25 protein-coding genes are annotated in these 25,140 nt (G+C 35.2%); 19 read left to right on the forward strand and 6 right to left on the reverse strand.

Translation table 11 applies throughout. The features are described 5' to 3' along the window. The first annotated feature begins 5 nt into the window (after nucleotides 1–5). From H3U96_RS05735 to edd, 12 genes are all read left to right on the forward strand, one after another. A complete protein-coding gene (locus H3U96_RS05735; RefSeq protein ID WP_086359394.1) occupies nucleotides 6–1,142 on the forward strand; it encodes an HlyD family secretion protein in 1,137 nt (378 codons plus the stop codon). Beyond that, entirely contained in the window at nucleotides 1,139–2,299 is a 1,161-nt protein-coding gene (locus tag H3U96_RS05740; protein WP_198192313.1) for an ABC transporter permease, read from the forward strand. Before H3U96_RS05735 ends, H3U96_RS05740 begins: the two co-directional genes overlap by 4 nt. Nucleotides 2,300–2,667: 368 nt before the next feature. Further along, entirely contained in the window at nucleotides 2,668–3,474 is an 807-nt protein-coding gene (agaR, locus tag H3U96_RS05745) for a transcriptional repressor AgaR (RefSeq protein WP_217332372.1), read from the forward strand. Between the two features lie 51 nt (nucleotides 3,475–3,525). Continuing rightward, nucleotides 3,526–4,692 (forward strand): SIS domain-containing protein, encoded by a 1,167-nt coding sequence (locus tag H3U96_RS05750; protein ID WP_198195904.1) that lies wholly within the window; start codon nucleotides 3,526–3,528, stop codon nucleotides 4,690–4,692. A gap of 44 nt (nucleotides 4,693–4,736) precedes the next feature. After that, entirely contained in the window at nucleotides 4,737–5,225 is a 489-nt protein-coding gene (agaV, locus tag H3U96_RS05755) for a PTS N-acetylgalactosamine transporter subunit IIB (RefSeq protein WP_065614703.1), read from the forward strand. Between the two features lie 16 nt (nucleotides 5,226–5,241). After that, nucleotides 5,242–6,024, forward strand: a complete 783-nt coding sequence (gene agaW, locus H3U96_RS05760; RefSeq protein ID WP_065614704.1) for a PTS N-acetylgalactosamine transporter subunit IIC — start codon at nucleotides 5,242–5,244, stop codon at nucleotides 6,022–6,024. Beyond that, on the forward strand, nucleotides 6,014–6,910 hold the full coding sequence (locus tag H3U96_RS05765) for a PTS system mannose/fructose/sorbose family transporter subunit IID (protein ID WP_065614705.1): 897 nt from the start codon (nucleotides 6,014–6,016) through the stop codon (nucleotides 6,908–6,910). Before agaW ends, H3U96_RS05765 begins: the two co-directional genes overlap by 11 nt. Nucleotides 6,911–6,918: 8 nt before the next feature. Then, a complete protein-coding gene (gene agaF, locus H3U96_RS05770; protein ID WP_198195906.1) occupies nucleotides 6,919–7,356 on the forward strand; it encodes a PTS galactosamine/N-acetylgalactosamine transporter subunit IIA in 438 nt (145 codons plus the stop codon). Beyond that, nucleotides 7,346–8,506: an N-acetylglucosamine-6-phosphate deacetylase gene (nagA, locus tag H3U96_RS05775; protein ID WP_198195908.1), complete on the forward strand. Its 1,161-nt coding sequence runs from the start codon at nucleotides 7,346–7,348 to the stop codon at nucleotides 8,504–8,506. Before agaF ends, nagA begins: the two co-directional genes overlap by 11 nt. 226 nt (nucleotides 8,507–8,732) lie before the next feature. Beyond that, entirely contained in the window at nucleotides 8,733–9,986 is a 1,254-nt protein-coding gene (agp, locus tag H3U96_RS05780; RefSeq protein ID WP_198195910.1) for a bifunctional glucose-1-phosphatase/inositol phosphatase, read from the forward strand. 448 nt (nucleotides 9,987–10,434) lie between these two features. Further along, nucleotides 10,435–10,962, forward strand: coding sequence for a gluconokinase, GntK/IdnK-type (locus tag H3U96_RS05785; protein ID WP_198195913.1), 528 nt, complete (start codon nucleotides 10,435–10,437; stop codon nucleotides 10,960–10,962). A 41-nt stretch (nucleotides 10,963–11,003) separates the two neighbouring features. Continuing rightward, nucleotides 11,004–12,809 carry a phosphogluconate dehydratase gene (edd, locus tag H3U96_RS05790; RefSeq protein WP_086321196.1) on the forward strand — a complete coding sequence of 602 codons (1,806 nt, stop codon included), beginning with the start codon at nucleotides 11,004–11,006 and terminating at the stop codon, nucleotides 12,807–12,809. Between the two features lie 105 nt (nucleotides 12,810–12,914). Here the strand turns inward: edd and H3U96_RS05795 are convergent, their stop codons facing one another. Next, complete coding sequence (locus H3U96_RS05795; RefSeq protein WP_198195915.1) at nucleotides 12,915–14,636, reverse strand: thiamine pyrophosphate-dependent enzyme; 1,722 nt, start codon at nucleotides 14,634–14,636, stop codon at nucleotides 12,915–12,917. 260 nt (nucleotides 14,637–14,896) lie between these two features. On the opposite strand from H3U96_RS05795, the gene H3U96_RS05800 reads away from it, so the two are divergent. The 3 genes from H3U96_RS05800 (at nucleotide 14,897) to fmt (ending at nucleotide 18,259) form a co-directional block, all read left to right on the forward strand. Then, nucleotides 14,897–16,765 (forward strand): SLC13 family permease, encoded by a 1,869-nt coding sequence (locus H3U96_RS05800; RefSeq protein ID WP_065651339.1) that lies wholly within the window; start codon nucleotides 14,897–14,899, stop codon nucleotides 16,763–16,765. Nucleotides 16,766–16,869: 104 nt separating this feature from the next. Further along, nucleotides 16,870–17,172: a hypothetical protein gene (locus tag H3U96_RS05805; RefSeq protein ID WP_034902327.1), complete on the forward strand. Its 303-nt coding sequence runs from the start codon at nucleotides 16,870–16,872 to the stop codon at nucleotides 17,170–17,172. 121 nt (nucleotides 17,173–17,293) lie between these two features. After that, a complete protein-coding gene (gene fmt, locus H3U96_RS05810) occupies nucleotides 17,294–18,259 on the forward strand; it encodes a methionyl-tRNA formyltransferase (protein ID WP_065577878.1) in 966 nt (321 codons plus the stop codon). A gap of 34 nt (nucleotides 18,260–18,293) precedes the next feature. On the opposite strand, the gene tehB is transcribed toward fmt, so the two are convergent. Continuing rightward, nucleotides 18,294–19,154: an SAM-dependent methyltransferase TehB gene (gene tehB / locus H3U96_RS05815; protein WP_198195917.1), complete on the reverse strand. Its 861-nt coding sequence runs from the start codon at nucleotides 19,152–19,154 to the stop codon at nucleotides 18,294–18,296. 194 nt (nucleotides 19,155–19,348) lie between these two features. Between tehB and fabI the strand changes: the two genes are divergently transcribed. Continuing rightward, nucleotides 19,349–20,137, forward strand: a complete 789-nt coding sequence (fabI, locus tag H3U96_RS05820) for an enoyl-ACP reductase FabI (protein WP_034902336.1) — start codon at nucleotides 19,349–19,351, stop codon at nucleotides 20,135–20,137. Between the two features lie 427 nt (nucleotides 20,138–20,564). Here fabI and ppnP read toward each other — a convergent pair whose 3' ends face one another. After that, the gene (gene ppnP, locus H3U96_RS05825; protein ID WP_034902339.1) at nucleotides 20,565–20,855 is read right to left on the reverse strand and encodes a pyrimidine/purine nucleoside phosphorylase; all 291 of its coding nucleotides are present in this window, start codon (nucleotides 20,853–20,855) and stop codon (nucleotides 20,565–20,567) included. 274 nt (nucleotides 20,856–21,129) lie between these two features. Here ppnP and slyD point away from each other — a divergent pair, with 274 nt between their 5' ends. From slyD to H3U96_RS05840, 3 genes are all read left to right on the forward strand, one after another. Further along, complete coding sequence (slyD, locus tag H3U96_RS05830; protein WP_034902343.1) at nucleotides 21,130–21,702, forward strand: peptidylprolyl isomerase; 573 nt, start codon at nucleotides 21,130–21,132, stop codon at nucleotides 21,700–21,702. 165 nt (nucleotides 21,703–21,867) lie between these two features. Then, on the forward strand, nucleotides 21,868–22,539 hold the full coding sequence (gene radC, locus H3U96_RS05835; protein WP_086321191.1) for a DNA repair protein RadC: 672 nt from the start codon (nucleotides 21,868–21,870) through the stop codon (nucleotides 22,537–22,539). 49 nt (nucleotides 22,540–22,588) lie between these two features. After that, entirely contained in the window at nucleotides 22,589–22,792 is a 204-nt protein-coding gene (locus tag H3U96_RS05840; RefSeq protein ID WP_034902349.1) for a SlyX family protein, read from the forward strand. 283 nt (nucleotides 22,793–23,075) lie between these two features. On the opposite strand, the gene rplQ is transcribed toward H3U96_RS05840, so the two are convergent. The 3 genes from rplQ to rpsD are packed head-to-tail and all read right to left on the reverse strand — an operon-like array spanning nucleotide 23,076 to nucleotide 25,127. Continuing rightward, nucleotides 23,076–23,462 carry a 50S ribosomal protein L17 gene (rplQ, locus tag H3U96_RS05845; protein WP_034884211.1) on the reverse strand — a complete coding sequence of 129 codons (387 nt, stop codon included), beginning with the start codon at nucleotides 23,460–23,462 and terminating at the stop codon, nucleotides 23,076–23,078. Between the two features lie 29 nt (nucleotides 23,463–23,491). Beyond that, nucleotides 23,492–24,481 (reverse strand): DNA-directed RNA polymerase subunit alpha, encoded by a 990-nt coding sequence (gene rpoA / locus H3U96_RS05850; RefSeq protein ID WP_034902352.1) that lies wholly within the window; start codon nucleotides 24,479–24,481, stop codon nucleotides 23,492–23,494. A 25-nt stretch (nucleotides 24,482–24,506) separates the two neighbouring features. Beyond that, nucleotides 24,507–25,127 carry a 30S ribosomal protein S4 gene (gene rpsD, locus H3U96_RS05855; RefSeq protein WP_065577881.1) on the reverse strand — a complete coding sequence of 207 codons (621 nt, stop codon included), beginning with the start codon at nucleotides 25,125–25,127 and terminating at the stop codon, nucleotides 24,507–24,509. Between the last annotated feature and the right edge of the window lie 13 nt (nucleotides 25,128–25,140).

Raw genomic sequence — 25,140 nt, forward strand, 5'->3', positions numbered from 1 at the left:
AATAAATGAAAAATAAATTAAACTTAAATTTACCCAAAAACATTAAAATTCCTGCTATATTTTTATTGCTACTTCTATTTGGATCTACATTAATTTGTCTTGGTTCAAGAAATGATGCAGTAACTGTTGCTAAAAGTATCAAATCAGGGGTATTAACCGCTGATGAAATCAATGTTGCCTTTCAAAATGTAGGTGGAAAAGTAATTAAACGCTTTGTCCAAGAATCACAATTCGTTAAAAAAGGCGACCCATTAATGCAACTTGAAGATATTGATACCAAGCTATCAATTGATCGCTTGCAAGCATTAGTTGATAGTCAAACTGCTGCTGTTAATCAAGAACAAGCAGCAATCGAAATCACTGAAAATGAAATCAATCTAAATGAGTTATCAACTTGGCGAAAAATTGAGGAAGTTAAAGCTAACCTTGAAGCGGCAAAGTCTGCTCGTGATCTAGCTAATACTGAATTTCAACGCCATACTCAATTAAGAAAAACGGGTGGTACTTCTCAATCACAACTTGATGCAGCACGAAATGTCTACATTAGTACCAAAATGCAAGTGGTACAGATTGAAAGCCAATTATCAACCTTAATGATTGGCGCAACTCCAGACCAAATTAACCAGTTTGAACAAACTAGAAATGCCACAGGTATGACATTGCAATCGATTACTATTGATCGACAAAAACTGCAAAATCGTCAAAATCAGCTTGCTCAAATTAAAGCGCAATTAGCACAAGCTCAAGCTGATTTAAAACAATTACAAGTCAATTACGATCGACTAACATTAGTTGCGCCAGAAGATGGTAAAGTTCTAAAACTGATGTTTGAAGATGGTGAGATGGCACCTGCTGGAGCACCAGCTGTATTATTAGAAACTGATCGCAAATATGTCGATATCTATGTTAATGAAAAAATGGTCAATGATTATCAACCAGGTACAAAGGTGAAAGCGAATGTTATCGCATTAGATAAAACCGTAAAAGGCACCGTTCGATTTGCAACTGCTGCGCCATCATTTGCTGACTTACGCATGACTCGAGAACGAGGACAGGCTGATTTAACATCTTACCAAGTCAGAATTTATATGGAATCTATTCCACAACTATTAACCGGTATGACAATTGAGGTTGATCAATGATGCGACAAAACATCATTAAATCTATGCTTGAAGAGCTTGATGCTATGTTATCAGGCCACTTCATTCCTTATTATAAAGTGTGCTTAGGTTTAGCTGCAATCGTATCACTTATTTTTTCAATTGTTCTGAGCCATGGTTCAGTTTTTGAAGGAAAAATCGCCGTTATTGATCTTGATGGTTCTAATTATTCAACTGAATTAATCAGTAAGGTAAATACGTCACCATTTATTGAAATAACAGAAGTGATTCGATCGCCAGTTAATCCAATTACATTGGTTTCTCATGATCGTAATTTAGGCGTGTTATATATCCCTAAAGGGCTAGAAAAATCGTTAAAAAAAGGTGATCAGACGGTTAAATTAGGTTATTTTGCTGATGACTCAAATGATGCCCAAAATGCTAAAGTAATGCAAAGCCTGAATGAAATTATCCCTGAATCAGGTGCAGAATTAAGTGTTGGTAAAGTCGCAGCATTAGGACTAGGTCGAGAAGCAACAGAAGCGACCTTATCACCAATGCAATTAAAAACGAGAACCATGTTTAATCCAGCTAGTTCATCAACAATATCCACTATTATCTATTTTGTTTACTTCTTTTCATCATTAACCTATGGTTTAACCTCGTTAATGATTATTGGTCGATTAAAAACCATGGGGATGTGGAATACAGTAATCGAACGTGGTTTTTTACCATTATTAGCCAGAACAGTGCCTTATGCCCTATTTTATACAACGGCTTTAACCTTAATCACGGCAATATTGGTAATATTTGGTCAACTACGCTTTGATGGTAACTATTTTACTTTCGTACCAAGCATTTTTATGACTGGTTTAGCTTTTGGTTGGTTAGGTTTACTACTATCTTGGAAAACTAACCATCCTGGCGAAGGAGCTAGTAAAATGATTTTCCTTGTCCCTCCCGGCTTTATTATGGGTGGTTCAACCATGGCTGTAGGTATTATGCCAATATGGGCATTTTATGTTAGTCATGCCTTTCCATTAGTTTGGTTATTTCGCTTTTTTCGTGATATAGGCATCCGCGGACGTTCATTTATCGATATGCTATCTACATATGGTATTTTCATTATCTATTTAACAATTATTGCTTTTGTCGTAATGATGTTTGTTAATCGCAGTAAAAATAGCCAACCAGAATAAAAAATAACCTCATAAATTATTGAAACACCAATCGGTGTTTCAATATCAACTGCAGTATTCTCTTGATTATAATTTTCAATTAACAACCTTATAATCAATTACATTCATAAATTTGTGATATAGATCACATTAAACAGTGAAAGCGAATATTCATTTATTGTTTAGTTTACTTTCTTTTATGTGATTTCTCTTTTAAGTTAAATTTTTGAATAATAATATTAATCTCCTTTTTATTGTTTATCTTTCACATTGAAACCTTTCGTTTCGTTTCAAATGAAAATAATATTTCAATTTTTCCTTGTATAATCAGTTTTGTGACCTATCTATCATTTTTCGATCCCTTATCTATGTTTAAATTTAATAAAGGAATGAAAGTTGAACGAGTGGTAAAAATGAATAAAGAAATAATCAATACTTTGCAGCGTAGAGAAAAAATTATTCATTTACTCGATACAGAGAATACCGTATCAGTTAATAAATTAAGTAAATTATTTAAAGTATCTAGCGTTACCATCCGAAACGATTTAAGACACCTTGAAGAAAAAGGTTGTATATTGCGCTGTTATGGTGGCGCAATGTTAAATAAATCCTTTGCATTGGATAAGCCATTATTAGACAAAAGCCGTATCAATTCGATCATAAAAAATAAAATTGCTCAGCGAGCTGCTGAAATGGTTAATGATGGAGACCGAATCATTCTCGATTCAGGATCGACAACAGCAGCTATGGTTCCCTATTTACGTAACAAAAAGAACTTAATTGTCTTTACTAATGCTGTAAATATTGCCTATGAATTATCAACTAATAACGACATAGAAGTAATTATTGCTGGTGGTAACATCAGAAAAAAAGCTTACTCCATTTCCGGTCCTACAGTAGAACAACAATTAAGAATGTACCATTTTGACAAGCTTTTTTTAGGTGTTGATGGTTTTGATCTAGATGCTGGTATTACAACACCAAATTTCGGTGAAGCCAATGTTAACAGAGTAATGTGTCAAGTTTCTGGGCAAATTATCGCAATGACTGACTCAACAAAATTCGGTCGTAAAAGTTTCTGTACGATTGAAAAAATTAATCTAATTAAAACCCTAATTACTGATACAAAAATTCCAAAAGATTATCTAGAACAATTACATAAATTAGGAATTAATGTAGTAATTGTAGATGATTAAACGTTATAAATTTATTGAAATGATTAAAAAGGATATAGAAGGATATAGATTATGCAAAAATATTTGAATTATTCGTTAGATTGGTTAGAACAACACGGAGCTCAACATACTGCGAAAGAAATTTGTCAACAACCACAAATTTGGCGAAATTTATTACAAATCATTTTACAAAAGCAAAATCAGTTACAATCATTTTTACAACCTTTACTTTCCGATCCAAATCTAGAAATAATTTTGACCGGAGCAGGCTCATCCGCTTTTGGTGGTGTTGCTCTAGCACCATGGCTAAGAGAACAGACTCATCGTAACGTTCACGCTTATGCTACAACAGAGATTGTCACTAATCCTCAGCAATATTTATCACCAAATAAAAAAACGTTAATTGTCTCATTTGCGCGATCAGGAAATAGCCCTGAAAGTGTTGCTGCAGTCAAATTAGCAGATCAAATAGTTTCTGACTGTTATCATCTATTTTTAACCTGTAACCCAACCTGTGCATTAACAGAGTATGCGGCTAAAGAAAATAATTCTAAGCGTATTTTACATCTGGTCATGCCTGAAGGAACTCATGACTTAAGTTTCGCAATGACATCGAGTATTAGTAGTATGATGCTTGCCACCCTTTTATTGCTAGACAATGTTGATTTAGAAAAAGCACACAATGCAGTAATGGAAATTGCCAGTATTTGTGAAGAGAAGCTTTCAAGCTGGCAATCAATAACCAAACAGTTAGCTGGTAAAGAACATGATCGCGTTATCTATGTTGGTAGTAGCTGCTTCACAGGTATTGCACAAGAATCTGCATTAAAAATTTTAGAATTAACCGCCGGTAAAGTAGCAACCCGCTTCGATTCAATATTAGGACTACGTCATGGTCCAAAATTTATGGTTGATAAAAAAAGTTTAGTTGTCTGTTTTTTCTCAAGCGAACCATATGTTAACCAATACGATATTGACCTATTTAATGAACTTGTTCATGACAAAATTGCTGCTGACGTCATTGCACTAACAAGTCAAGAGAGTATTGATCAACAAATATTATCGGTGAATAGCAAACTCCCTGATTGTTGGTTAATTTTTCCTTATCTAGTTTTTGCACAAATGTTAGCGTTTGAAAAATCACTTTATCTTGGATTAAATCCAGATAACCCTTGTCCAACAGGAGAAGTTAATCGAGTAGTAAAAGGCGTTAATATTTATCCATTTAATAAAAATTAATCATCTGAATATGTTAAACAAATAAACAAAAGGACTTAATAGCAATGAGCACACCTAATATTCTTATGACACGTATCGATAATCGTTTAGTTCATGGTCAAGTTGGCGTAACTTGGGTTAATACACTTGGTGCGAATCTATTATTAGTCGCCAATGATAGTGCTTCGCAAGATCCAGTCCAACAAAATCTAATGGACATGGTTGTCGCTGAAGGCATTCAAACTCGTTATTTTACCTTACAAAAAACTATCGACATTATTGGCAAAGCAGCAGAAAGGCAAAAAATTTTCATTGTCTGTAAAACACCACAAGATGTATTAACCCTCGTTAAAGGCGGCGTACCAATCAAATTTGTCAATGTTGGCAATATGCATTTTTCCGAAGGTAAAAAACAAATTCATAAAACAGTTTCTGTCGATGAATCAGATATCGCAGCATTTAAAGAACTTGAACAATTAGGCGTAACTTGTGAAATCCGCCGAGTACCTGATGAAGCTGGCGAAAAAATAGCGGATTTAATCAATCTATCTTAACTTAAGGGAGCATACTATGTTAATGGATGCATTATTAATTGGACTTCTAGCCGGTATAGCTGGTGTAGATTTATTTGATGGCCTGACTCATTTACACAGACCGATCGTAATAGGGCCGTTAGTTGGATTAATTTTAGGTGATGTTACAACCGGTTTATATGTTGGAGGATCATTAGAACTGGTATGGATGGGAATGGTACCGTTAGCAGGGGCACAACCACCTAATGTGGTTATCGGTGGTGTGATAGGTACTAGTTTTGCAATCTTAACTCATGCAGATCCTAAAGTTGCAATAGGTATTGCCGTACCATTTGCTATTGCAGTACAAGGATGTATCACTATTTTATTCACCATATACTCACCAATGATGCATAAATGTGATCGTTTCGTTGATCAACTCAATTTTAAAGGAATTGAATGGGTTAACTATCTTGGTATGATTATTCTTTTTGGTTTCTATTTTATTGTTGCTTTCTTACCTATCTACTTTGGTGCTGATGCAGCAACAGCACTAGTTCAGAAATCACCACAATGGTTGCTTGATGGTCTTAGTGTTGCTGGAGGTATGATGCCTGCCATCGGTTTTGCAATGCTAATGAAAATTATGATGAAAAAAACCTATATTGCTTATTTCATTTTAGGTTTTCTTGGTGTGACTTTCCTTAATTTGCCAATTTTAGCAATTGCATTAGGCGCTTTAGCTATAGCAATGATTGATTTCTTTAATTATGGCCGTGAAAACAACGATAGTAACAAGCCAGTAAGCTCAGATTCAGTGGAGGTGGAAGATGGAATTTAATAACGATCATGATAAAAAAATGGCCGAGAAAGAAGCAAAACGTATGGAACAAGCATTAGCGACAAGCAAAGCCACAGCCGATACTTTTTATGATCAAAGCCAAGATGTAACACTAACCAAAGGTGATATTAACCGGATGGCATTTCGTTCTCTTGCTTTACAAGCATCGTTCAACTATGAACGTATGCAAGCTGGAGGGTGGCTTTATACTATCTTGCCAGCATTACGTAAAATACATAAAAACAAAGATGACCTTAAAAATTCGATGCATATGCATATGGAATTTATTAATGTCCATCCTTTTGACGTAACTTTCCTTTCAGGGTTAGTTCTTGCCATGGAGAAAGGCAAAGAAAATATTTCAACTATACGCGCAGTGAAAGTGGCGTTAATGGGACCATTAGGTGGAATCGGTGACGCATTATTTTGGTTAACTTTACTACCAATATGCGCTGGAATTGGTGCATCGTTAGCTTTAGAAGGTAGCTTTTTTGGACCAATAATTTTCCTACTAATGTTTAATATTGTGCATTTTGGTTTACGTTTTGGTTTAGCTCATTATGGTTATCATGCCGGTACCAGTGCTTTACCTTTATTAAAAACACACACAAAACGTATCTCACATGCTGCATCTATAATTGGTATGACAGTAATAGGAGCATTAGTTGCTTCGTATGTACATTTATCTACACCGTTAGAAATAAATGCAGGACAGGCTCATGTTGCGCTACAAGCTGATGTATTAGATAAATTGATGCCAAATATATTACCACTTGGTTTTACCTTAATTGTTTATAGTTTAATGAAACGTAATTTCTCACCAGTAAAATTAATTGGATTAACCGTTATTATTGGTGTTGTAGGTAAATTAGTTGGATTTTTATAGAGGAAATTATGTTAGGGATAATATTAACAGGTCACGGTAGCTTTGCTACCGGGCTTTACGAAGCCGCCACCCAAATTATTGGTAAACAACCACAATTTACGGCTATAAATTTTCCTGATGGTATGAGTAGTGAACAATTAGAGGAACAATTGCACCAAGCATATCAAGAAACTAATAGTGGTGATGGTGTCTTATTTTTAACAGATATTGTTGGAGGTTCTCCATTTCGATTATCAGCGATTTTAAGTTATCAACACCCAAATATTGAGGTAATTGGTGGTATTAATATGCCGCTTTTACTTGAAATTTTGTTACTACGTGAAAATTTAGATATTACAACCATTCGTCAAGAAACTATTGAAAATGGTAGGCAAACAATAACTAGCTTATGGCATGAACATCAAAAACAATCAACTATTGATAAGGAATGTTCTGATGGAATTTAAACAAATTTGTGCTCAAAAGGTTTTAACACCTGTTGGTTGGATTGATAATGCAATTATCAGTATTAATAATGGAAAAATTATTGATATTCAACCTAGTGAGAAACCTTGTACGAACCAAATAAAACTGTTACCAGCGCTCATAGATACCCATATTCATGGCGTCATGGGCGCTGACACTATGGATGCTACTCATGAATCATTAAATACCATAAGCTGTTTTTTAGCAAAACGCGGCGTTGGTGCTTTTTTAGCAACAACAGTAACTGAAAGTTATGAAAAGATTGAAGCTGCATTAATACAAGTTAAAAACAGTATAAAAAAAGGCGTTTCAGGTGCCACATTATTAGGTTCGTATTTAGAAGGGCCTTTTTTTAGTGATATACATAAGGGCGCTCATCCTGAAGAGTTTCTATGTGCACCAGATCGTGCAATAATTGAAAAATGGTTATCGCTAGCTGAAGGAACTTTGAAATGTATAGCTTTAGCACCAGAATACCCCAATGCCCTCTCTATTATCAAGTGGTTAAATGAACAAAAAATCCGCGTTATGTTAGGACATACTAATGCCGACTATCAAACAATTAAAGATGCAATATTAGCTGGCGCAAGCGGCGTGGTACATTGCTATAACGGCATGTCTGGATTACATCATAGACAACCAGGCGTTGTTGGTGCAGCATTAAGTATCGATAACTGTCAAACTGAAATTATCGCCGATGGCCACCATGTTCATCCAGCAGCGATTAAAATCGCCCATAAATGTTGTGGAAAAAATCTGTTACTAATTACCGATGCAATGCAAGCAACAGGAATGCCAAATGGCGATTATTATTTAGGTAAATTACTAGTACATATGCAAGATGATGTTGTTCGGACTGATAATGGTGGTTTAGCTGGTAGCACGTTGACCCTTGAGCGTGCGGTAACTAATTTTGCTGATTATACTAACATACCTTTCGAACAGGCTTGGTTACATGGTAGTTATTATCCAGCTAAAGCATTAGGGATTGATGATACTTTAGGTAGTATTGCGCCAAACAAATTAGCCAATTTAGTATTATTAAATGATGATAATCAAATTGTTGCAACCATTATAAATGGTAATGTTGTTTATCAAACATCAGATGATCTTAGCAATATTTTGATTTAAAAATCTATACGCTTTTTAATAAAATGAGAGGTATAAGGGTTAATCATGTAGGCGTCTACATGTCTATTAAATCCATTTTCTTTCCTCTTATTATATAAGGATCGATAAGTAATATAGAGTAAAAATATACTATTTGATTGAAATAATTATTGGTGTTTACCTCCTACTTATCACAAGCAATATCATGGTGATCTTATCTCCTCGAACGTTACTTAAGAGGTTATTTATGCGAAAATTAAAATTAATATTAGGCCTATCTTTTGCTTTATCTTTCTCAACACAAGCATTAGAAACAGTAGATAATTATACATTAGAACAAGTGGTGGTTTTCAGCCGTCATGGATTACGAGCTCCATTAGCTAGTCCAAATAGTACTTTAGGTAAAGTAACCCCTAATCAATGGCCACAATGGGATACACCTGCTAGTTATTTAACTACCCGAGGTGGAGTATTAGAAAGTTATTTTGGACATTATTTTAGTGAATGGTTAGTTGATAATAAATTATTAAGCGAAAATACATGTCCAACAGAAAAAGATGTATATATTTATACTAATAGCTTACAACGAACTATAGCAACTGGTCAGTACTTTGCGGTTGGCGCTTTTCCTGGTTGCATTGTCCCAATTATTCATAAAGAAAAATTAGGCACTATGGATCCTACATTCTTTCCTGTAATTAAAGATGATAGCCCAACATTTAAAGAGTCTGCCATTGCATCAATCAATCAAATTGCTGATACAAATGGTATTGAAGGTTTAAATAAAAAATTGGATAACGCCTATAATGACATGTCCAAAATAATCAATTACGCAAATTCGGCAAATTGTTTAAATGATAAACAATGTGATTTTACTGCTTTACCAACTAAACTTATTATTGAAAAAGGCAAAGAACCAGGTATAACAGGTCCTCTTCGTACTGGAACATCAATTGCGGATGCCTTTATTTTACAATATTACGAAGGGGCACCATTAACCGATATAGCCTGGGGTAAAATAAAGAATAACAAGCAATTTGAGAAATTAGTCGCTATCAAAGAAAATTATAATACCGTATTATTTGGTTCGCCTGTTGTAGCCAAACAAATCGCAGCCAATTTAGTTAATTATATCAATCAAACATTTTCAGAAAAAAACAACAAAAGCAAATTTACGTTTTTAGTCGGCCATGACTCAAATGTTGCATCACTATTTTCCGCCATAAAAATTAAGTCGTATACACTGGCAAATCAATTTGAAACTACGCCAATTGGTGGAAAAGTTGTATTTCAAAAATGGCGCGATAACAAGACTGGCGAAGCATTAATGAAAATTGAATATTTTTATCAGTCAACCGATCAAATTCGTAACTTGACCCAATTAAATAGGAAAACTCCTCCGCAAAAAATTGTATTAGAAATGGAAAATTGTCCAACGAATAAAGATGGTTTTTGTTCATTTTCAACATTTAAACAAATCATGAATGATGTTACTAAATAATGCTTGATATATTGATTGTATGCTTAGGTTTAATAAAAATTCGGGCATACAATCAAAAATCTATTATTTAACAGTTATATTAGTAATCTATACTTAAATTATGACTTATCAAAGTCTACATACTATCTAAAGAAAAAGTTTACCACAACTTTAATAACTAATTGAATCAACATAGATGTAGCATTTTGCTTATAAAAATTATTTTCAAATCGTTAACTAGCAACTAGCTTCATATCTACAAAACCCAATGCATTCATTTTAACTTGGCTTCCGAAAATGGCTATAAATCATAGTGAATGCAACAAAACAAAGAAAAATTGCCAGATGAATATTTTTGGGTCGCAAATAAAAATATGATCTAGGTCACAAAAGAAACTTTTTTATATTGCAATAAAAGAATATAGTGACAAAATGTTACCCGTAACAGAGTAGTTTAGAGAATAAACTAATGACCGAGAAGAAAAATATTTTCATTTTTATGGGGGTATCCGGAAGTGGTAAATCAGTTGTTGCTAAACAAATTGCCGATAACCTAAATGCGGCTTTTTTAGATGGCGACTTTTTACATCCCAAAGCCAATATATTAAAAATGCTTAGCGGTATTCCGCTAAATGATGAAGATAGACTGCCGTGGCTAAATCTAATTAGTAACGCCGCATTTGCGATGAGTAACGTCAATGATGTTTCGATCATAATTTGTTCCGCATTAAAACAACAATATCGAGATATTATTCGTGGCGAAAATAAAAATATTCACTTTATTTACCTAAAAGGAAGTTTTGCGGTTATTGCACAGCGTCTAGCTGAACGTAAAGGACATTACCAAAAATCTGGCATGTTACAGTCACAATTTGACACCTTAGAAGAACCTACTGCCGATGAAAAAGATGTCTATGCTATCAATATTGAACAATCGCTAATTGATGTTATTAATGAAACTACGCAGGTTATTAATTCAATATGTAATTGTGAATAAATTTATAACAATAAAAAATAAAAAAGATCGGAGAGGTTAATGTGAATTCCACTATTTTAGCTGTAACGCAGCGTATTATTAATCGTTCTAAAGCATCACGTGAGGCTTATTTACAAAAAATAGAACACGCTATGTTAAAAAAAGTCACTCGAGCAAGTTTACCTTGTAGCAACTTAGCACACGGCTTTGCCGCTTGCTGTTTAGATGATAAAAATGATCTTAAAAATATACTAAAAAGCAATATCGGCATTATCAGTTCTTATAATGACATGTTATCTGCACATAAACCTTATGAATCTTACCCCGAACAAATTCGCAAAGTATTACATGAAATAGGTGCTGTTGGTCAAATGGCCGGTGGCGTACCCGCCATGTGTGATGGAGTAACCCAAGGTGAACCAGGGATGGAAATTTCACTCATGAGCCGAGATGTCATTGCAATGTCAGTTGCTGTTGGCTTGTCGCATAATATGTTTGATGGAGCTCTTTATCTTGGCGTTTGCGATAAAATCTTACCCGGGTTATTTATTGGAGCTCTATCTTTTGGGCATTTACCGGCTATTTTTGTCCCTTCAGGACCAATGCCATCAGGCCTATCGAATAAAGAAAAAGTTCGTATTCGCCAACTTTATTCGGAAGGAAAAGCATCACGTGAAGATCTATTAGAATCTGAATCTGCATCATACCATTCTAGCGGAACCTGTACTTTCTATGGTACAGCGAATAGTAACCAAATGGTCATCGAATTAATGGGTTTACATTTACCTGGTGCAGCCTTTGTACATCCAGAAACAGCATTACGTTACGAATTAACAAATGCAGCAGCAAAACAGATTACGCGCTTAACGAACCAATCAGGTAATTATATGCCTGTCGGTAAAATGGTTGATGAAAAAGTCATTGTTAATGGCTTAGTTGCTCTATTAGCAACAGGTGGGTCAACCAACCTAACCATGCACATTGTTGCTATGGCTAAAGCTGCTGGTATTATTATTAATTGGGATGATATTTCTGATTTATCAACTGTTGTACCTCTACTTAGTCGAATATATCCAAATGGACCTGCTGATATCAATTATTTCCAAGCGGCTGGTGGAACGTCATTACTTGTAAGAGAATTATTAGCTGGCGGCTTATTACATGAAGATGTTGAAACCGTTGTGGGACGTGGACTAAGCCGTTATACCAAAGAACCAATTTTAGAAAATGGCAAACTAATTTTCCGTGAAGGCCCTACTAAATCTTTAGACGAAAATGTGATTGCATCAATCAAAAAGCCTTTCAATTCCCATGGTGGGCTAAAGGTTATGTCAGGCAATTTAGGTCGAGCCATAATGAAAACATCTGCTGTTACTGCAGAGCATCAAATTATTGAAGCTCCTGCCGTAGTTTTTAATAGTCAATATGATTTAGATGCAGAATATAAAGCAGGCAACCTCAATAAAGATTGTGTTGTAGTTGTACGCTATCAAGGGCCAAAAGCTATCGGGATGCCGGAACTACATAAATTAATAACACCATTGGGCGTGTTACAAGATCGCGGTTATAAAGTTGCCTTATTAACTGATGGTCGCTTATCTGGCGCCTCAGGTAAAGTACCAGCTGCAATTCATGTCACACCTGAAGCTTATGCTGGAGGATTGTTAAGCAAAGTACAACAAGGCGACATGATTCGTGTCAACGGTCAAACTGGCGAAATCACATTATTGGTCGACGAAGCGGAACTAGCAATGCGACAAGCAGAACCAATCGATTTAACCGATTCACATCGAGGCTTTGGCCGAGAACTTTATTCGGTTATTCGAGAGAATCTTACTTCAGCAGAAGAAGGCGCCGTTAGCTTTTAATTCAATTTATCTGCCGCCATATGCGGCAGATATCGTTAAAATTAGGCTAAAAAACCCCTTTCCTCAAAATTTTTTAAGATAATACTCAATTGTTAACTTTGTGATTTATTTTTTAACAAAATTATCCACCAACAAATTAACCACATCTTTCATTTTGCCATGCAATGATGCTTTTACACTATAAAGCGCCATTCCCATCACTTGTGAACTATGTATTTCCGGCGGCATAACTAGTTCATACTCACTTGTTTTAACATCTAATAAAGCTGGACCAGGATGAGCCAAGAATGATTGCACGGCCGCTTCAAGCAAATCAGAATTATCAACTCTAATTGAATACAAACCCATTGCATCGGCAACTTTAGCAAAATCAGGATTTTTTAAATCAGTATAGTGTTCGACAAGCCCTTCCGATTTTTGTTCTAATTCAACAAAATTAAGTGAACTATTATTTAGTACGATAACTTTGATGGGTAGATTCTCCTGAATTGTAGTCAATAAATCACCTAACAGCATACTAATACCACCATCCCCGGATAAGGTAATAACTTGACGATGAGGAAAGGCTTTTTGCACACCCAATGCTTGTGGCATCGCATTGGCCATAGTGCCGTGTTTTAAACTAATAACGGTACGTCTTTCACCATTGGTTGAGAAATGGCGACATGCCCAAACCATCGCCGAACCAACATCAGCACAAAGTACCGCATCATCATTAGCATATTTATCAATCAATTCGGTTAAATATTGCGGGTGAATAACTGTTTTTGATGGTATCGCTTTTTTATTTAATTTATCGATTGCTTTAATGTGTAATTCACAACATTTATCCAAAAATGTCGTATCTGTTTTTTCGTCAACTAGTGGTAATAATGCCGCTAAAGTTGCTTTGCTTGCCCCAACTACACCAACCTCTACACTATGGCGGTGACCAAGATGAGTAGCATCGATATCGACCTGAATAATTATTGCATTATCTGGATAAAACTGAGACCAGGCAAAATCAACACCCAACATTAAAAGCACATCACAATCTTTAATAGCCGTGGCGCCAGACTCCATACCAAACATCCCCGTCATACCGACATTATAGGGATTATCATATTCAACAAAATCTTTAGCTCTTGATGTGTGGACTATTGGTGATTTTAATTTATGAGCCAAATCAACTAATTCATCATGAGCGTCTGATACCCCATGCCCAGCAAAGATTGTCACTTTACTATTTTCATTTAAAATTTTAGAAATTTTAGCCAACTCATCATCAGATGGACGAATAATAGGATTCGGGTGATAGATATTGTATTCACTGTTATCCTCAACTTTAGTTAAACTAATATTGTAAGGAATAACTAAAACAGCAACCCCACGCTGATTAATCGCAGCTTGAACTGCTGCAGTGGTAATTCGCCTTGCTTGAGTTGGATCAGTAATTTGCTGACAAAATACAGAACAGTTTTTATAAACTGCTTCAAAGTCAACTTCTTGCGGAAAATCCGTTCCTTGTTGAGAAGTAACCAACTGACTAGCCAATAAAATAAGCGGTACTTTATTACGTTGTGCTTCATAAATACCATTAATAAAATGTAAACTTCCCGGTCCACAAGAACCAGCACATGCTGTTATTTGATCGGTCAAATAGGATTCAGCGCCAGCAGCAAAAGCGCCAACTTCTTCATGACGAACATGTACCCACTCAATATCACTTTTTTTAATAGCGGAAGTAATCTGATTTAATGTATCACCAACAATACCATAACAATGTTTCACACCGGCTTGAGCTAAAACATCAACAATAATCTGAGCAACTGATTTTTTTGATGACATACGGTCTCCTCAATATGGTTTAGAATTAAACAATTCAAGTTAACTAACTTACACCTAAGTTTTATGAATGCGAATAGTCGGAAAATAAAACAGCAGAAAATGTTAAAAATGTCATAAAGACAAATGACGGCATGGAATAATCTTTATTTGAAGATATTCCCTATTACTATAAATCAAGGTATTATGTCGAAAATCTACTCAACACTATAGAGCTACTTTTTGTGGAACATTTGTCATCTGGGCATAGTTTTGTATCATCAATGTCGGCTTTTTTGCCTAGTTATATAATCGAATATTATCCTCTTATTACTGTTTGTTTATTGCTTTTTATTGCTATTCTACTGTTTTCATTCAGTAAATTAAGAATGGATATTATTGCACTTCTCATTATAACCGCAATCACTGTTACCGGGGTATTAACCCCTGCTGAAGCACTTTCAGGATTTAGCGATCCAAACATTATCTTAATCGCATTGCTATTTGTCATTGGAGAAAGCCTAGTAAGAACCGGTATCTCTTACAAAATGAGTGAATATATATTAAAAGCAGCGGGTCAAAATGATATACGAATTATAACATTTATTATGTTAGGTATAGCATTATTAGGATCGATCATGAGCTCAACAGGTGTTGTAGCAATATTTATTCCAGTAGCGATTAGCATTGCCAATCATACCGGTATACATGTAAAAAAACTAATGATGCCACTATGTATTGCTGCGCTAATTAGTGGCATGATGACCCTAGTTGCTACTGCACCAAACCTAGTAGTGAATAGTGAACTGAGTCGAGCAAATTTAACCGAGTTTAGTTTCTTCTCTATTACACCAATAGGTCTCGGAGTATTAATCGTTGGTGTTATTTATTGCGTACTAACTCGCAATTGGTTACTGACAGCCGACCAAATTACACCAACCAATAGTCAACCACAAAGACGTAAAATTACCGACCTGATTAGAGATTATAAATTAATTGGTCGAGCGCATCGAGCGCAAATTCTTGCAGGATCCCCTTTTGTTGGTCGAACTATTGACGGTTTACATTTACGCAGTGAACACGGAGTAAATGTTATTGGTATCGAACGTTGGCGAAAGTTTCAAAAAGTCCTCATTCCGGTTAATGGAACCACCGAATTTAGAGAAAACGATATTCTTTTATTGGATATGTCCCATTCCGAAGCAGATTACCGTACATTTTTAACGACCAATAATCTTGAACCCAAAATTTTACGTGGTGAATATTTTTCCGAACAAGTAAAAGAAGTTGGCATGGCCGAGGTAGCATTACTCCCAGAATCATCATTATGTGGTAAAACGCTTAATGAGATAGATTTTAGAAGTAAATATTTTTTAACCGTGATTGGTATTTGGCGAAATCATGCTCCTGTTGAGACTAATAACTTATTCCAAGAACGCTTAGAAATGAGTGATACGTTATTAGTTTGTGGTGATTGGGGCTCAATCCAAAAACTTCAAACTCGTACCAGTGATTTTGTGGTGTTAGATTATCCATCAGATATTGATGATGTAGCCCCTGCTAGCTCGCAAGCTTATATAGCACTATTTAATCTAGCCTTGATGATTATTTTAATGGTTACCGGAATTGTGCCAAATGTTGTTGCCGCGCTCATCGCCTGTCTATTAATGGGAGCAACACGTTGTATTGATATGGCTAATGCCTATAAATCGATTCATTGGCCAACATTAATTCTCATTATTGGTATGATGCCTTTTGCAGTAGCTTTAAATAAAACTGGGGGAATTTCATTAATCTCGGAATGGCTTGAAATTCATTTACGATCGTTTGGTCCTTATATGGTGTTAACCTTTATCTTTTTATTGTGCTCAACAGTGGGATTATTTATTTCTAATACCGCAACTGCAATTTTGATTGCACCAATTGCGATTGATTTAGCCATAAAATTTGGCTATTCACCGTATCCATTTGCTATGACAGTCGCGATTGCAACATCGGCTTCTTTTATTACACCTGTTTCATCACCAATTAAAACAATGGTAGTGGCTCCAGGAGGATATAGCTTTAGTGATTTTGTTAAGATTGGCGTACCATTAACTTTTCTAGTGATGGCTGTTGATATAGCATTAGTACCAATCTTTTTTCCATTTTGAATATATAATATTTTCATAGTTGTAAATAATGTTATAATCATTTCGCTTCAAAAACTAAAAATATCAATAGGGATATAAGATAAAGTATAAAGGATACACAAAAAATGACTATGTTATTACGCCTTATAATTGCAATTTTATTTATAATATTTATCTATTTTTTAATGTCTGCCTATATGAGTTTGTTAGGTAAATGGTCATATAAGCGTATGTCAAAAAAAATCCAATCTGGAAAGATGAGCGATAAGGCTCTTATTCGTAATTATAACAAATTTAAAAAATCAAAAGATAATAAGATTATGGCTATTTTGATTTGTGGAGTATTTTTTAAATCATATATTAAATTACAAAATTGTACCTTTGAAGCTTATAAAGAAGGTATGATTCAACGTAATTTACCACTATAGCCTATCAGCTTTATAAAATACAAAAGTGATATCAATTAAGGATTCACTTTTGTGTATTAAAGATTCTTAATTTAATTTAAAGTATAATATCTATAATATTTTGATTATGGATATATTGCATATGCCACAAACAACCAAACCCTTAAATATTATTTTTGCAGGTACACCTGATTTTGCTGCCACACATTTAAAAGCTTTAATTAACTCAAACCATAATGTCATCGCCGTCTTCAGTCAACCAGATAGACCTGCTGGTCGAGGAAATAAATTAACGGCAAGCCCAGTAAAACAATTAGCAATCGAAAATAATCTTCCCATTTATCAACCGGCCACACTCAAAACAGAAGAAAATCAGCAAATCATTGCCAATCTTAATGCTGATATTATGATTGTGGTTGCTTATGGATTGATTTTACCTCAAGCTGTGCTTGATATGCCAAAACTAGGATGCTTAAATGTTCACGGTTCTTTATTACCTCGATGGCGAGGTGCAGCACCAATTCAGCGCGCCTGTTGGGCTGGTGATAGCGAAACCGGCATCACCATTATGCAAATGGATGCTGGCCTTGATACTGGGGATATGCTGTATAAATTAGCATGCCCAATTGAAGCGAATGATACTAGTGCAACATTATATGAAAAATTGGCTAAATTAGGTCCTCAAGCATTACTTGATACGCTAACACTAATTAACCAAGGAAAAGTTAAACCTGAAAAGCAACAACAATCACAAGCCACTTATGCCGAAAAATTATCTAAGCAAGAGGCTAAATTAGATTGGAATTTATCAGCGAAACAATTGGAACGATGTGTACGGGCATTTAACCCGTGGCCAGTTAGTTACTTTGAAGTAAATGGTGAACCCGTAAAAGTTTGGCAAGCTCAAGTTATTACTGTTGAACATAATCAACCCATCGGCACCATTTTGCAGGCTGATAAAAAAGGCATCTGTATTGCCACTAGCGATGGGGCGTTAAATATGACAGTATTACAACCAGCAGGTAAGAAACCAATGTCAGCCCAAGATTTATTAAACTCTCGAAAAGCGTGGTTTGAAGTTGGTAAAATACTGGGTAATAACCAATAGTAAAAAAATATATTACAGGAAGCATCCTGTAATATTATGGTTTCTTGGCGAATAGCGTCGCAAAACGAAGTTTTATTCGGTTGCCATGGATATCCGTTTTATGCAATTCGCCAACATCCTCATTATATTTTATAATCTTCCAATCCTGATAATAATTACGTAGTTCATTCTCTTTAAACGTAAACGAAAAGCCAACTGTGCAAGGAAAATCATCCGTTGACATAGCACAAACAATTAAATTATAACCGCCTGATTTAGTTATCGTTTGCATATTGTGAATAATATCGGGAATTCTATTAGGTTGTAAAAACATCATCACAACGGTTGAAATAATTAAATCATAATTACCTGTTAAATTAGCTTGGTTTATATCATAAATAGATGCATTGATATGCGCTAAATGATCGTTGGCAATAATTTGCTGTAAATTATTAATGCTCATCTCTGACTTATCAACGGCATCAACATCAAAACCAAGTAGCTGCAAATAGAGTGAATTACGACCTGAACCACAACCTAAATCTAACGCTTTTCCGGCTTGAATCATTTGACAGATTTCTGATACGTCAGAATGGGTTTGCGTCATTTGATATTTTTTATGTGTATAATCTTCAGGTTGGCAATAAAAAGCCAGTTGGCACTGTAAATCATCGGATACATTAGCTATTCGATGCCATTGTTGAGGCTGAATAAAAGGCGGTTGATGCTCAACATCAAAAACATGTTGCGAAATAATCTCGCCTTGCTCAGTTAACATATCAAAATTCACACGACCTTTAATAATATTTAATTTGGCCCATGTTCCTACTTGGGTATTATGCTTTTCACAAAACATTTTCGGTAGAGTTGTTACATCCCAGACTGGTAGCGTTTTATAGCAAACTAAATTTTTCATCACTATTTACCAAACGAAGCCATTTAATAGTTGAGTATTATAGTCAACTATTAACCAAATAAACAACCTCTTTTTTAAAAATAAAATGCTAATTAAATAGGTAAAAATGAATTTATAGTAGCGAAGTTAACTATATCAACATATAATCATCAACATTCTAGACTATATAGTAAAAAATATTAGAGGAATAATTTATGGGATTTTTAACGGGTAAACGCATACTGGTTACCGGCGTGGCAAGTAATCGTTCAATTGCATACGGTATTGCAAAAGCGATGCACCGAGAAGGTGCTGAATTAGCTTTTACTTATCAAAGCGAAAAATTAAAAGGCCGCGTTGAAGAGTTTGCTGCTGATTTTAATTCTAAAATCGTTTTACCTTGCGATGTGGCACATGATGACAGTATCACATCGTTATTTACTGAGTTAGCCAAAACATGGGATAAATTTGATGGTTTTGTACACGCTATTGCTTTTGCGCCAGGAGATCAACTAGATGGTGACTATGTTAATGCAGTAACGCGTGAAGGTTTTGCAATTGCCCACGATATCAGCTCTTATAGCTTTGTCGCGATGGCTAAAGCGTGTCGTTCAATGCTTAATCCTGATTCAGCATTAGTTACCCTTTCTTACCTAGGTGCTGAGCGTGCAATTCCTAACTATAATGTGATGGGTCTTGCTAAAGCATCTCTAGAAGCAAACGTACGTTACATGGCTAATGCTATGGGACCTGAAGGTATACGTGTAAATGCGATTTCAGCAGGTCCTATTCGTACTTTAGCGGCATCAGGTATCAAAGATTTCAAAAAGATGTTATCACACTGTGAATCAGTCACTCCTATTCGCCGAACAGTAACCATCGAAGATGTGGGTAATTCAGCAGCATTCTTATGTTCGAACCTATCTTCAGGTATTACCGGTGAAGTTATTCATGTTGATGGTGGGTTTAGCATCGCTGCTATGAATGAATTAGAACTTAAATAATATAAACTTAAATGAAATAAGGTGTCAGAATAAATAACTGACACCTTATTTTTTAATTCATCACCGTGATATTTTTTATCTTAACCTCTAGATAATCAAACTTTTGTATAGAGTAAATTAATATTGCTGTCTAATTCAAAACATAGAATTTTTACTAATCCATTTTATCGGTAAATTCTTGCTATATCAGCTAATCTAAATCAAAAGCTCAGTATCTTAATTCTAAAAATTATCTATCACTTTTTGACAATTAAAATACAATTATGATGATTTAATAATCATTAAGTCTATTTTATAGAACCTTAAAAATCTAATAAATTATCATTACCCAAATAACATATGATCAAATTTTTCAATAGAATATAAATCGTGCTGTCGAATCCAATGGTTAATTTAATAATATTATTTGTAACACATTGGTGCATCTTTATTTTGCGAGGTAACGACACAAATAAGCGGTTGGTTCTGAAACCTGAACATCGAATTTGCTTTCTTTAGCAATATGAAAAACTTGTCCAGCTTCAAATATTTGCCAATCATTTGCCGTAGGCAATAACACTTTAAGTGAACCGGTTATGACGGTCATTTCCTCTGGATTATCAGTATTAAAAATATATTCACCTGGCAACATCACGCCAACAGAGACTTTACCGGTAGAACCATTTTCAAAGCCGATAGATTTCACTTTCCCTTCAAAATAATCATTAACTTTCAACATAAAATCCTCCTTTCCTCACTATTTTTAGTCATTAGCAATAATTTAATATTAGCTACAATAAAGTACTGTATAAAATTCACGCTATCAGCTTAATTGATTTCAACAAGCTATCCAACTATTATTTACTAATTAAAATTGGTCTCTTGAAACAAAAGTACTTCAAAAAATAAAACATTAGCAAAACTTGTTAAAATACGAAAAAATAGCATACAGATGGATTTTTTTCCGTTAAAATCTAACACTATTTGCTCAGTAACAGTTTGTTGGAGAAAACATGAAAATAGCAAAAAACACAGTGGTAAGTTTAGCATATCAAGTTCGTACTAAAGATGGTGTTTTAGTTGATGAAGCAACAACAGTAGCACCACTCGAATATCTACACGGTGCAGGAAACTTATTACAAGATCTTGAAAATTCCTTAGAAGGCCATCAAGTTGGTGATAAATTTGACGTTGAACTAGTTAATCCTTATGGTGATTTTAATGATGCACTAGTACAAAATGTGCCACGTGACGTTTTTGTTGGTGTTGACGAACTTGAAGTCGGTATGCGTTTTTTTGCTGACACTGATCAAGGCTCTTTACCTGTTGAAATTACTGCAATTGATGGCGATAGTGTAACTATCGATGGCAATCATATGCTAGCAGGCCAAGATCTAAATTTCAATGTCGAAGTATTAGCAATTCGTGAAGCGACACCAGATGAAATATCGCATGGACATATTCATGGTGCGCATGGTCACGACCACGGGCATGGTGGCTGCGGTTGTGGCGGACATGACCATGATGAAGATGAAGAAGAAAGCGGTTGTTGTGGCGGTGGTCACGGCGGATGTGGCTGTCATTAATTTTCGAATAAATAACCAGTTAAAAAGCGCTAACAAGCGCTTTTTTATTTGCTGTAAAAATAATTTCATTACTGCGAACTTGTTCACAACGTTATATATCTCTACTTATTATTTTTCACAACATAGCTAATAATCACATTTTGTGTGAATAACAAGAATCCAATTATGTCAGAACAAAAAACCACCTTAATGCCTCGAGAAAAATTATTACTATTTGGTGTCGAAACACTATCTGATGCGGAATTACTCGCCCTTTTCTTACGCACAGGTATACGTAATTTACCAGTCCTAGATTTATCGCAAAAATTATTAAATGAATTTGGCTCATTTTATCATTTAATAAATGCTAGCCACGATGAGTTTTGTAAAAAGCAAGGTCTTGGAACTGCAAAATATACTCAATTAAAAGCGGTTGTTGAACTTTCTAATCGTTATTTAAAAGTTAAAATAAGCCATGAAAATTACTTAACATCGCCAAGCTTGACCCATCATTACCTAGCTAGTCGCTTAATGGATAAAGATCGTGAAATTTTTATGGTGATATTTTTAGACAATCAACATCATGTCATTACTTCTGAAGAGATGTTTGTTGGAACCTATAATTGTGTAGAGGTTCATCCGAGAGAAGTAGCTAGACGGGCATTACAACACAATGCAGCAGCATTAATTTTAGCTCATAATCATCCATCAGGATTGGCTGAACCAAGTCAAGCTGACCGGATATTAACAAAGAAAATTGAACAAGTTTGTGAATTAATAGATGTCCGCATTGTTGATCACCTTGTGATTGGTAAGGGAGAGTATGTTTCTTTTGCCGAACGAGGATGGATTTTATAATTACTTTTACTTACAATATAAAATTACTAAACCAATTAATGAATAAACTATGAACCAACAACTGGAATTATTAGAAACTAAAGTCGCATTCCAAGAAATGACCATTGAAGAACTCAATCAAATGGTTGTTAATCTTCAAGCAGATATCAGCAAACTTAAAGAACAATTAATGTTATTGTCACAAAAGTTACAGGCTACACAAACCTCAAATATTGCTAATTTATCAGAAGAAACACCGCCTCCTCACTATTAACTACGAGTTTAATAATTCGAGGAGCTCTAAAATCTACTTTTTACCAATAAAATTATACCCTCGATAAGAAAGCAGAGAAATTAAAATCAAGAAACAACTGACCCATTTTGTCCATCGCCCAAATAAACAATTACGCCAGCCAAAGTTGTAAATACCGACTCTAAATTCATAATTATTGCAAAGCAAATCGTAAAATTGTAGTAATAAAAATACTCAATTAGGTAATATCTAGATAATAAAAAACCGGCTAAATAGCCGGTTTTAGTTTAAGCTTTAATTATTTTTATTCAGCTGCTGCTTCTGCTTCTACCGCAGGGCGATCAACTAATTCAATATAAGCCATTGGAGCATTATCTCCATCACGGAAACCACATTTTAAAATGCGAACATAACCACCTGGACGGGTAGCAAAACGTGGACCTAAATCTGAAAATAATTTTTTTACTGTATCTTTATCACGGATACGAGCGAAAGCCAGACGGCGATTAGCTACGCTATCGCTTTTAGCTAACGTAATTAACGGCTCAACGACACGACGCAACTCTTTTGCTTTAGGCAATGTTGTTTTGATAATTTCATGTTCAACTAATGAACTTGTCATATTACGAAACATCGCTTGACGATGGCTGCTATTTCGGTTCAGTTGACGACCACTTTTACGATGGCGCATAACTTTATCCTTCTTATATAAATTTTATCTTAGTCTTCAACAATACTTGCTGGTGGCCAATTCTCAAGACGCATGCCTAAAGATAAACCACGAGATGCGAGCACATCCTTAATTTCAGTAAGAGATTTTTTACCAAGATTAGGGGTTTTAAGTAACTCGACTTCAGTACGTTGCACTAAATCACCAATATAATGAACTGCTTCTGCTTTTAAGCAATTAGCAGACCGAACAGTTAATTCCAAGTCATCTACTGGACGTAAAAGAATTGGATCAAATTCCGGTTTATCTTCTTTGACTTCTGGTTGACGTACATCACGTAAATCAACAAAAGCTTCAAGTTGTTCAGCCAAAATAGTAGATGCGCGACGAATAGATTCTTCTGGATCGATAGTACCATTAGTTTCCATATCGATAACCAGTTTATCTAAGTCGGTACGTTGTTCCACACGAGCAGCATCGACAGAATATGCAATACGCTCAACTGGACTATAACATGCATCAACTAATAGACGACCAATTGGTCGCTCTTCATCTTCTGACTTAACTCGAGCAGAAGCAGGGACATAACCACGTCCTCGTTGTACACGAATACGCATACTAATTGAAGCATTGGCATCAGTAAGATGACAAATTACTAAATCAGGATTAACAATTTCAACATCACCATCGTGAGTGATATCTGATGCAGTTACAGCACCAACGCCTGATTTATTTAAAGTCAGCATAACATCATCTTTAGTATGTACACGAACCGCTAATTTTTTCAAATTAAGCAGAATATCAAGCACATCTTCTTGAACGCCTTCTTTAGTACTATACTCATGCAGAACACCGTCAATTTCAACTTCGGTCACTGCATATCCCGGCATAGATGATAATAAAATGCGGCGTAGTGCATTACCTAAAGTATGACCAAAACCACGCTCAAGTGGCTCTAAAGTCACTTTCGCATGAGTTGGGCTGTATTGAACAACGTCAACTAGGTGAGGTTTTAAAAACTCTGTTACAGAACCCTGCATTATGTCCTCTCTTAAGTGCTAAACTTTACTTAGAGTAAAGTTCGACGATCAAATGTTCGTTGATGTCAGCAGATAAATCTGAACGTTCTGGTAAGCGTTTAAATACACCTTCCATTTTGCTAGCATCAACTTCTAACCATGTTGGTTTTTCACGTTGTTCAGCTAACTCTAAAGCGGCTTTAATACGTGCTTGTTTTTTTGATTTTTCGCGAACACTAATCACATCTTCAGGTGAAACTTGATAAGATGCGATGTTCACAACATGACCATTAACAAGAACAGCTTTATGACTAACTAATTGACGAGCTTCAGCGCGAGTTGCACCAAATCCCATACGATAAACAACGTTATCTAAGCGACGTTCTAAAAGAGCAAGTAGGTTTTCACCAGTATTACCTTTAATACGTGCTGCATTTTTGTAGTAATTACGGAATTGACGCTCTAGAATTCCATAAATACGTCTAACTTTTTGTTTTTCGCGTAACTGAACACCATAATCTGATAAACGCGGTTTACGCGCACCATGTTGTCCAGGAGCTTGTTCTAACTTACATTTACTGTCAACCGCTCGGACGCCAGACTTAAGGAATAAATCTGTACCTTCACGACGACTTAATTTGAGCTTTGGTCCCAAATATCTTGCCATTTTTTTTCTCCAA

Source organism: Gilliamella sp. M0364, from assembly GCF_016100565.1.
Lineage (GTDB): Bacteria > Pseudomonadota > Gammaproteobacteria > Enterobacterales > Orbaceae > Gilliamella > Gilliamella apis.

What these genes read in the sequence shown, in the direction of transcription:
- fmt (WP_065577878.1), top strand. Translation starts at nt 17,294, where the DNA reads ATGCCACAAACAACCAAACCCTTAAATATTATTTTTGCAGGTACACCT.
- H3U96_RS05795 (WP_198195915.1), bottom strand. Translation starts at nt 14,636, where the DNA reads ATGTCATCAAAAAAATCAGTTGCTCAGATTATTGTTGATGTTTTAGCT.
- rpsD (WP_065577881.1), bottom strand. Translation starts at nt 25,127, where the DNA reads ATGGCAAGATATTTGGGACCAAAGCTCAAATTAAGTCGTCGTGAAGGT.
- slyD (WP_034902343.1), top strand. Translation starts at nt 21,130, where the DNA reads ATGAAAATAGCAAAAAACACAGTGGTAAGTTTAGCATATCAAGTTCGT.
- H3U96_RS05785 (WP_198195913.1), top strand. Translation starts at nt 10,435, where the DNA reads ATGACCGAGAAGAAAAATATTTTCATTTTTATGGGGGTATCCGGAAGT.
- tehB (WP_198195917.1), bottom strand. Translation starts at nt 19,154, where the DNA reads ATGAAAAATTTAGTTTGCTATAAAACGCTACCAGTCTGGGATGTAACA.
- agp (WP_198195910.1), top strand. Translation starts at nt 8,733, where the DNA reads ATGCGAAAATTAAAATTAATATTAGGCCTATCTTTTGCTTTATCTTTC.
- radC (WP_086321191.1), top strand. Translation starts at nt 21,868, where the DNA reads ATGTCAGAACAAAAAACCACCTTAATGCCTCGAGAAAAATTATTACTA.
- H3U96_RS05750 (WP_198195904.1), top strand. Translation starts at nt 3,526, where the DNA reads ATGCAAAAATATTTGAATTATTCGTTAGATTGGTTAGAACAACACGGA.
- nagA (WP_198195908.1), top strand. Translation starts at nt 7,346, where the DNA reads ATGGAATTTAAACAAATTTGTGCTCAAAAGGTTTTAACACCTGTTGGT.
- agaR (WP_217332372.1), top strand. Translation starts at nt 2,668, where the DNA reads ATGAAAGTTGAACGAGTGGTAAAAATGAATAAAGAAATAATCAATACT.
- fabI (WP_034902336.1), top strand. Translation starts at nt 19,349, where the DNA reads ATGGGATTTTTAACGGGTAAACGCATACTGGTTACCGGCGTGGCAAGT.
- ppnP (WP_034902339.1), bottom strand. Translation starts at nt 20,855, where the DNA reads ATGTTGAAAGTTAATGATTATTTTGAAGGGAAAGTGAAATCTATCGGC.
- agaW (WP_065614704.1), top strand. Translation starts at nt 5,242, where the DNA reads ATGTTAATGGATGCATTATTAATTGGACTTCTAGCCGGTATAGCTGGT.
- H3U96_RS05765 (WP_065614705.1), top strand. Translation starts at nt 6,014, where the DNA reads ATGGAATTTAATAACGATCATGATAAAAAAATGGCCGAGAAAGAAGCA.
- H3U96_RS05805 (WP_034902327.1), top strand. Translation starts at nt 16,870, where the DNA reads ATGACTATGTTATTACGCCTTATAATTGCAATTTTATTTATAATATTT.
- agaF (WP_198195906.1), top strand. Translation starts at nt 6,919, where the DNA reads ATGTTAGGGATAATATTAACAGGTCACGGTAGCTTTGCTACCGGGCTT.
- agaV (WP_065614703.1), top strand. Translation starts at nt 4,737, where the DNA reads ATGAGCACACCTAATATTCTTATGACACGTATCGATAATCGTTTAGTT.
- H3U96_RS05800 (WP_065651339.1), top strand. Translation starts at nt 14,897, where the DNA reads ATGTCGGCTTTTTTGCCTAGTTATATAATCGAATATTATCCTCTTATT.
- rplQ (WP_034884211.1), bottom strand. Translation starts at nt 23,462, where the DNA reads ATGCGCCATCGTAAAAGTGGTCGTCAACTGAACCGAAATAGCAGCCAT.
- H3U96_RS05735 (WP_086359394.1), top strand. Translation starts at nt 6, where the DNA reads ATGAAAAATAAATTAAACTTAAATTTACCCAAAAACATTAAAATTCCT.
- H3U96_RS05840 (WP_034902349.1), top strand. Translation starts at nt 22,589, where the DNA reads ATGAACCAACAACTGGAATTATTAGAAACTAAAGTCGCATTCCAAGAA.
- H3U96_RS05740 (WP_198192313.1), top strand. Translation starts at nt 1,139, where the DNA reads ATGATGCGACAAAACATCATTAAATCTATGCTTGAAGAGCTTGATGCT.
- rpoA (WP_034902352.1), bottom strand. Translation starts at nt 24,481, where the DNA reads ATGCAGGGTTCTGTAACAGAGTTTTTAAAACCTCACCTAGTTGACGTT.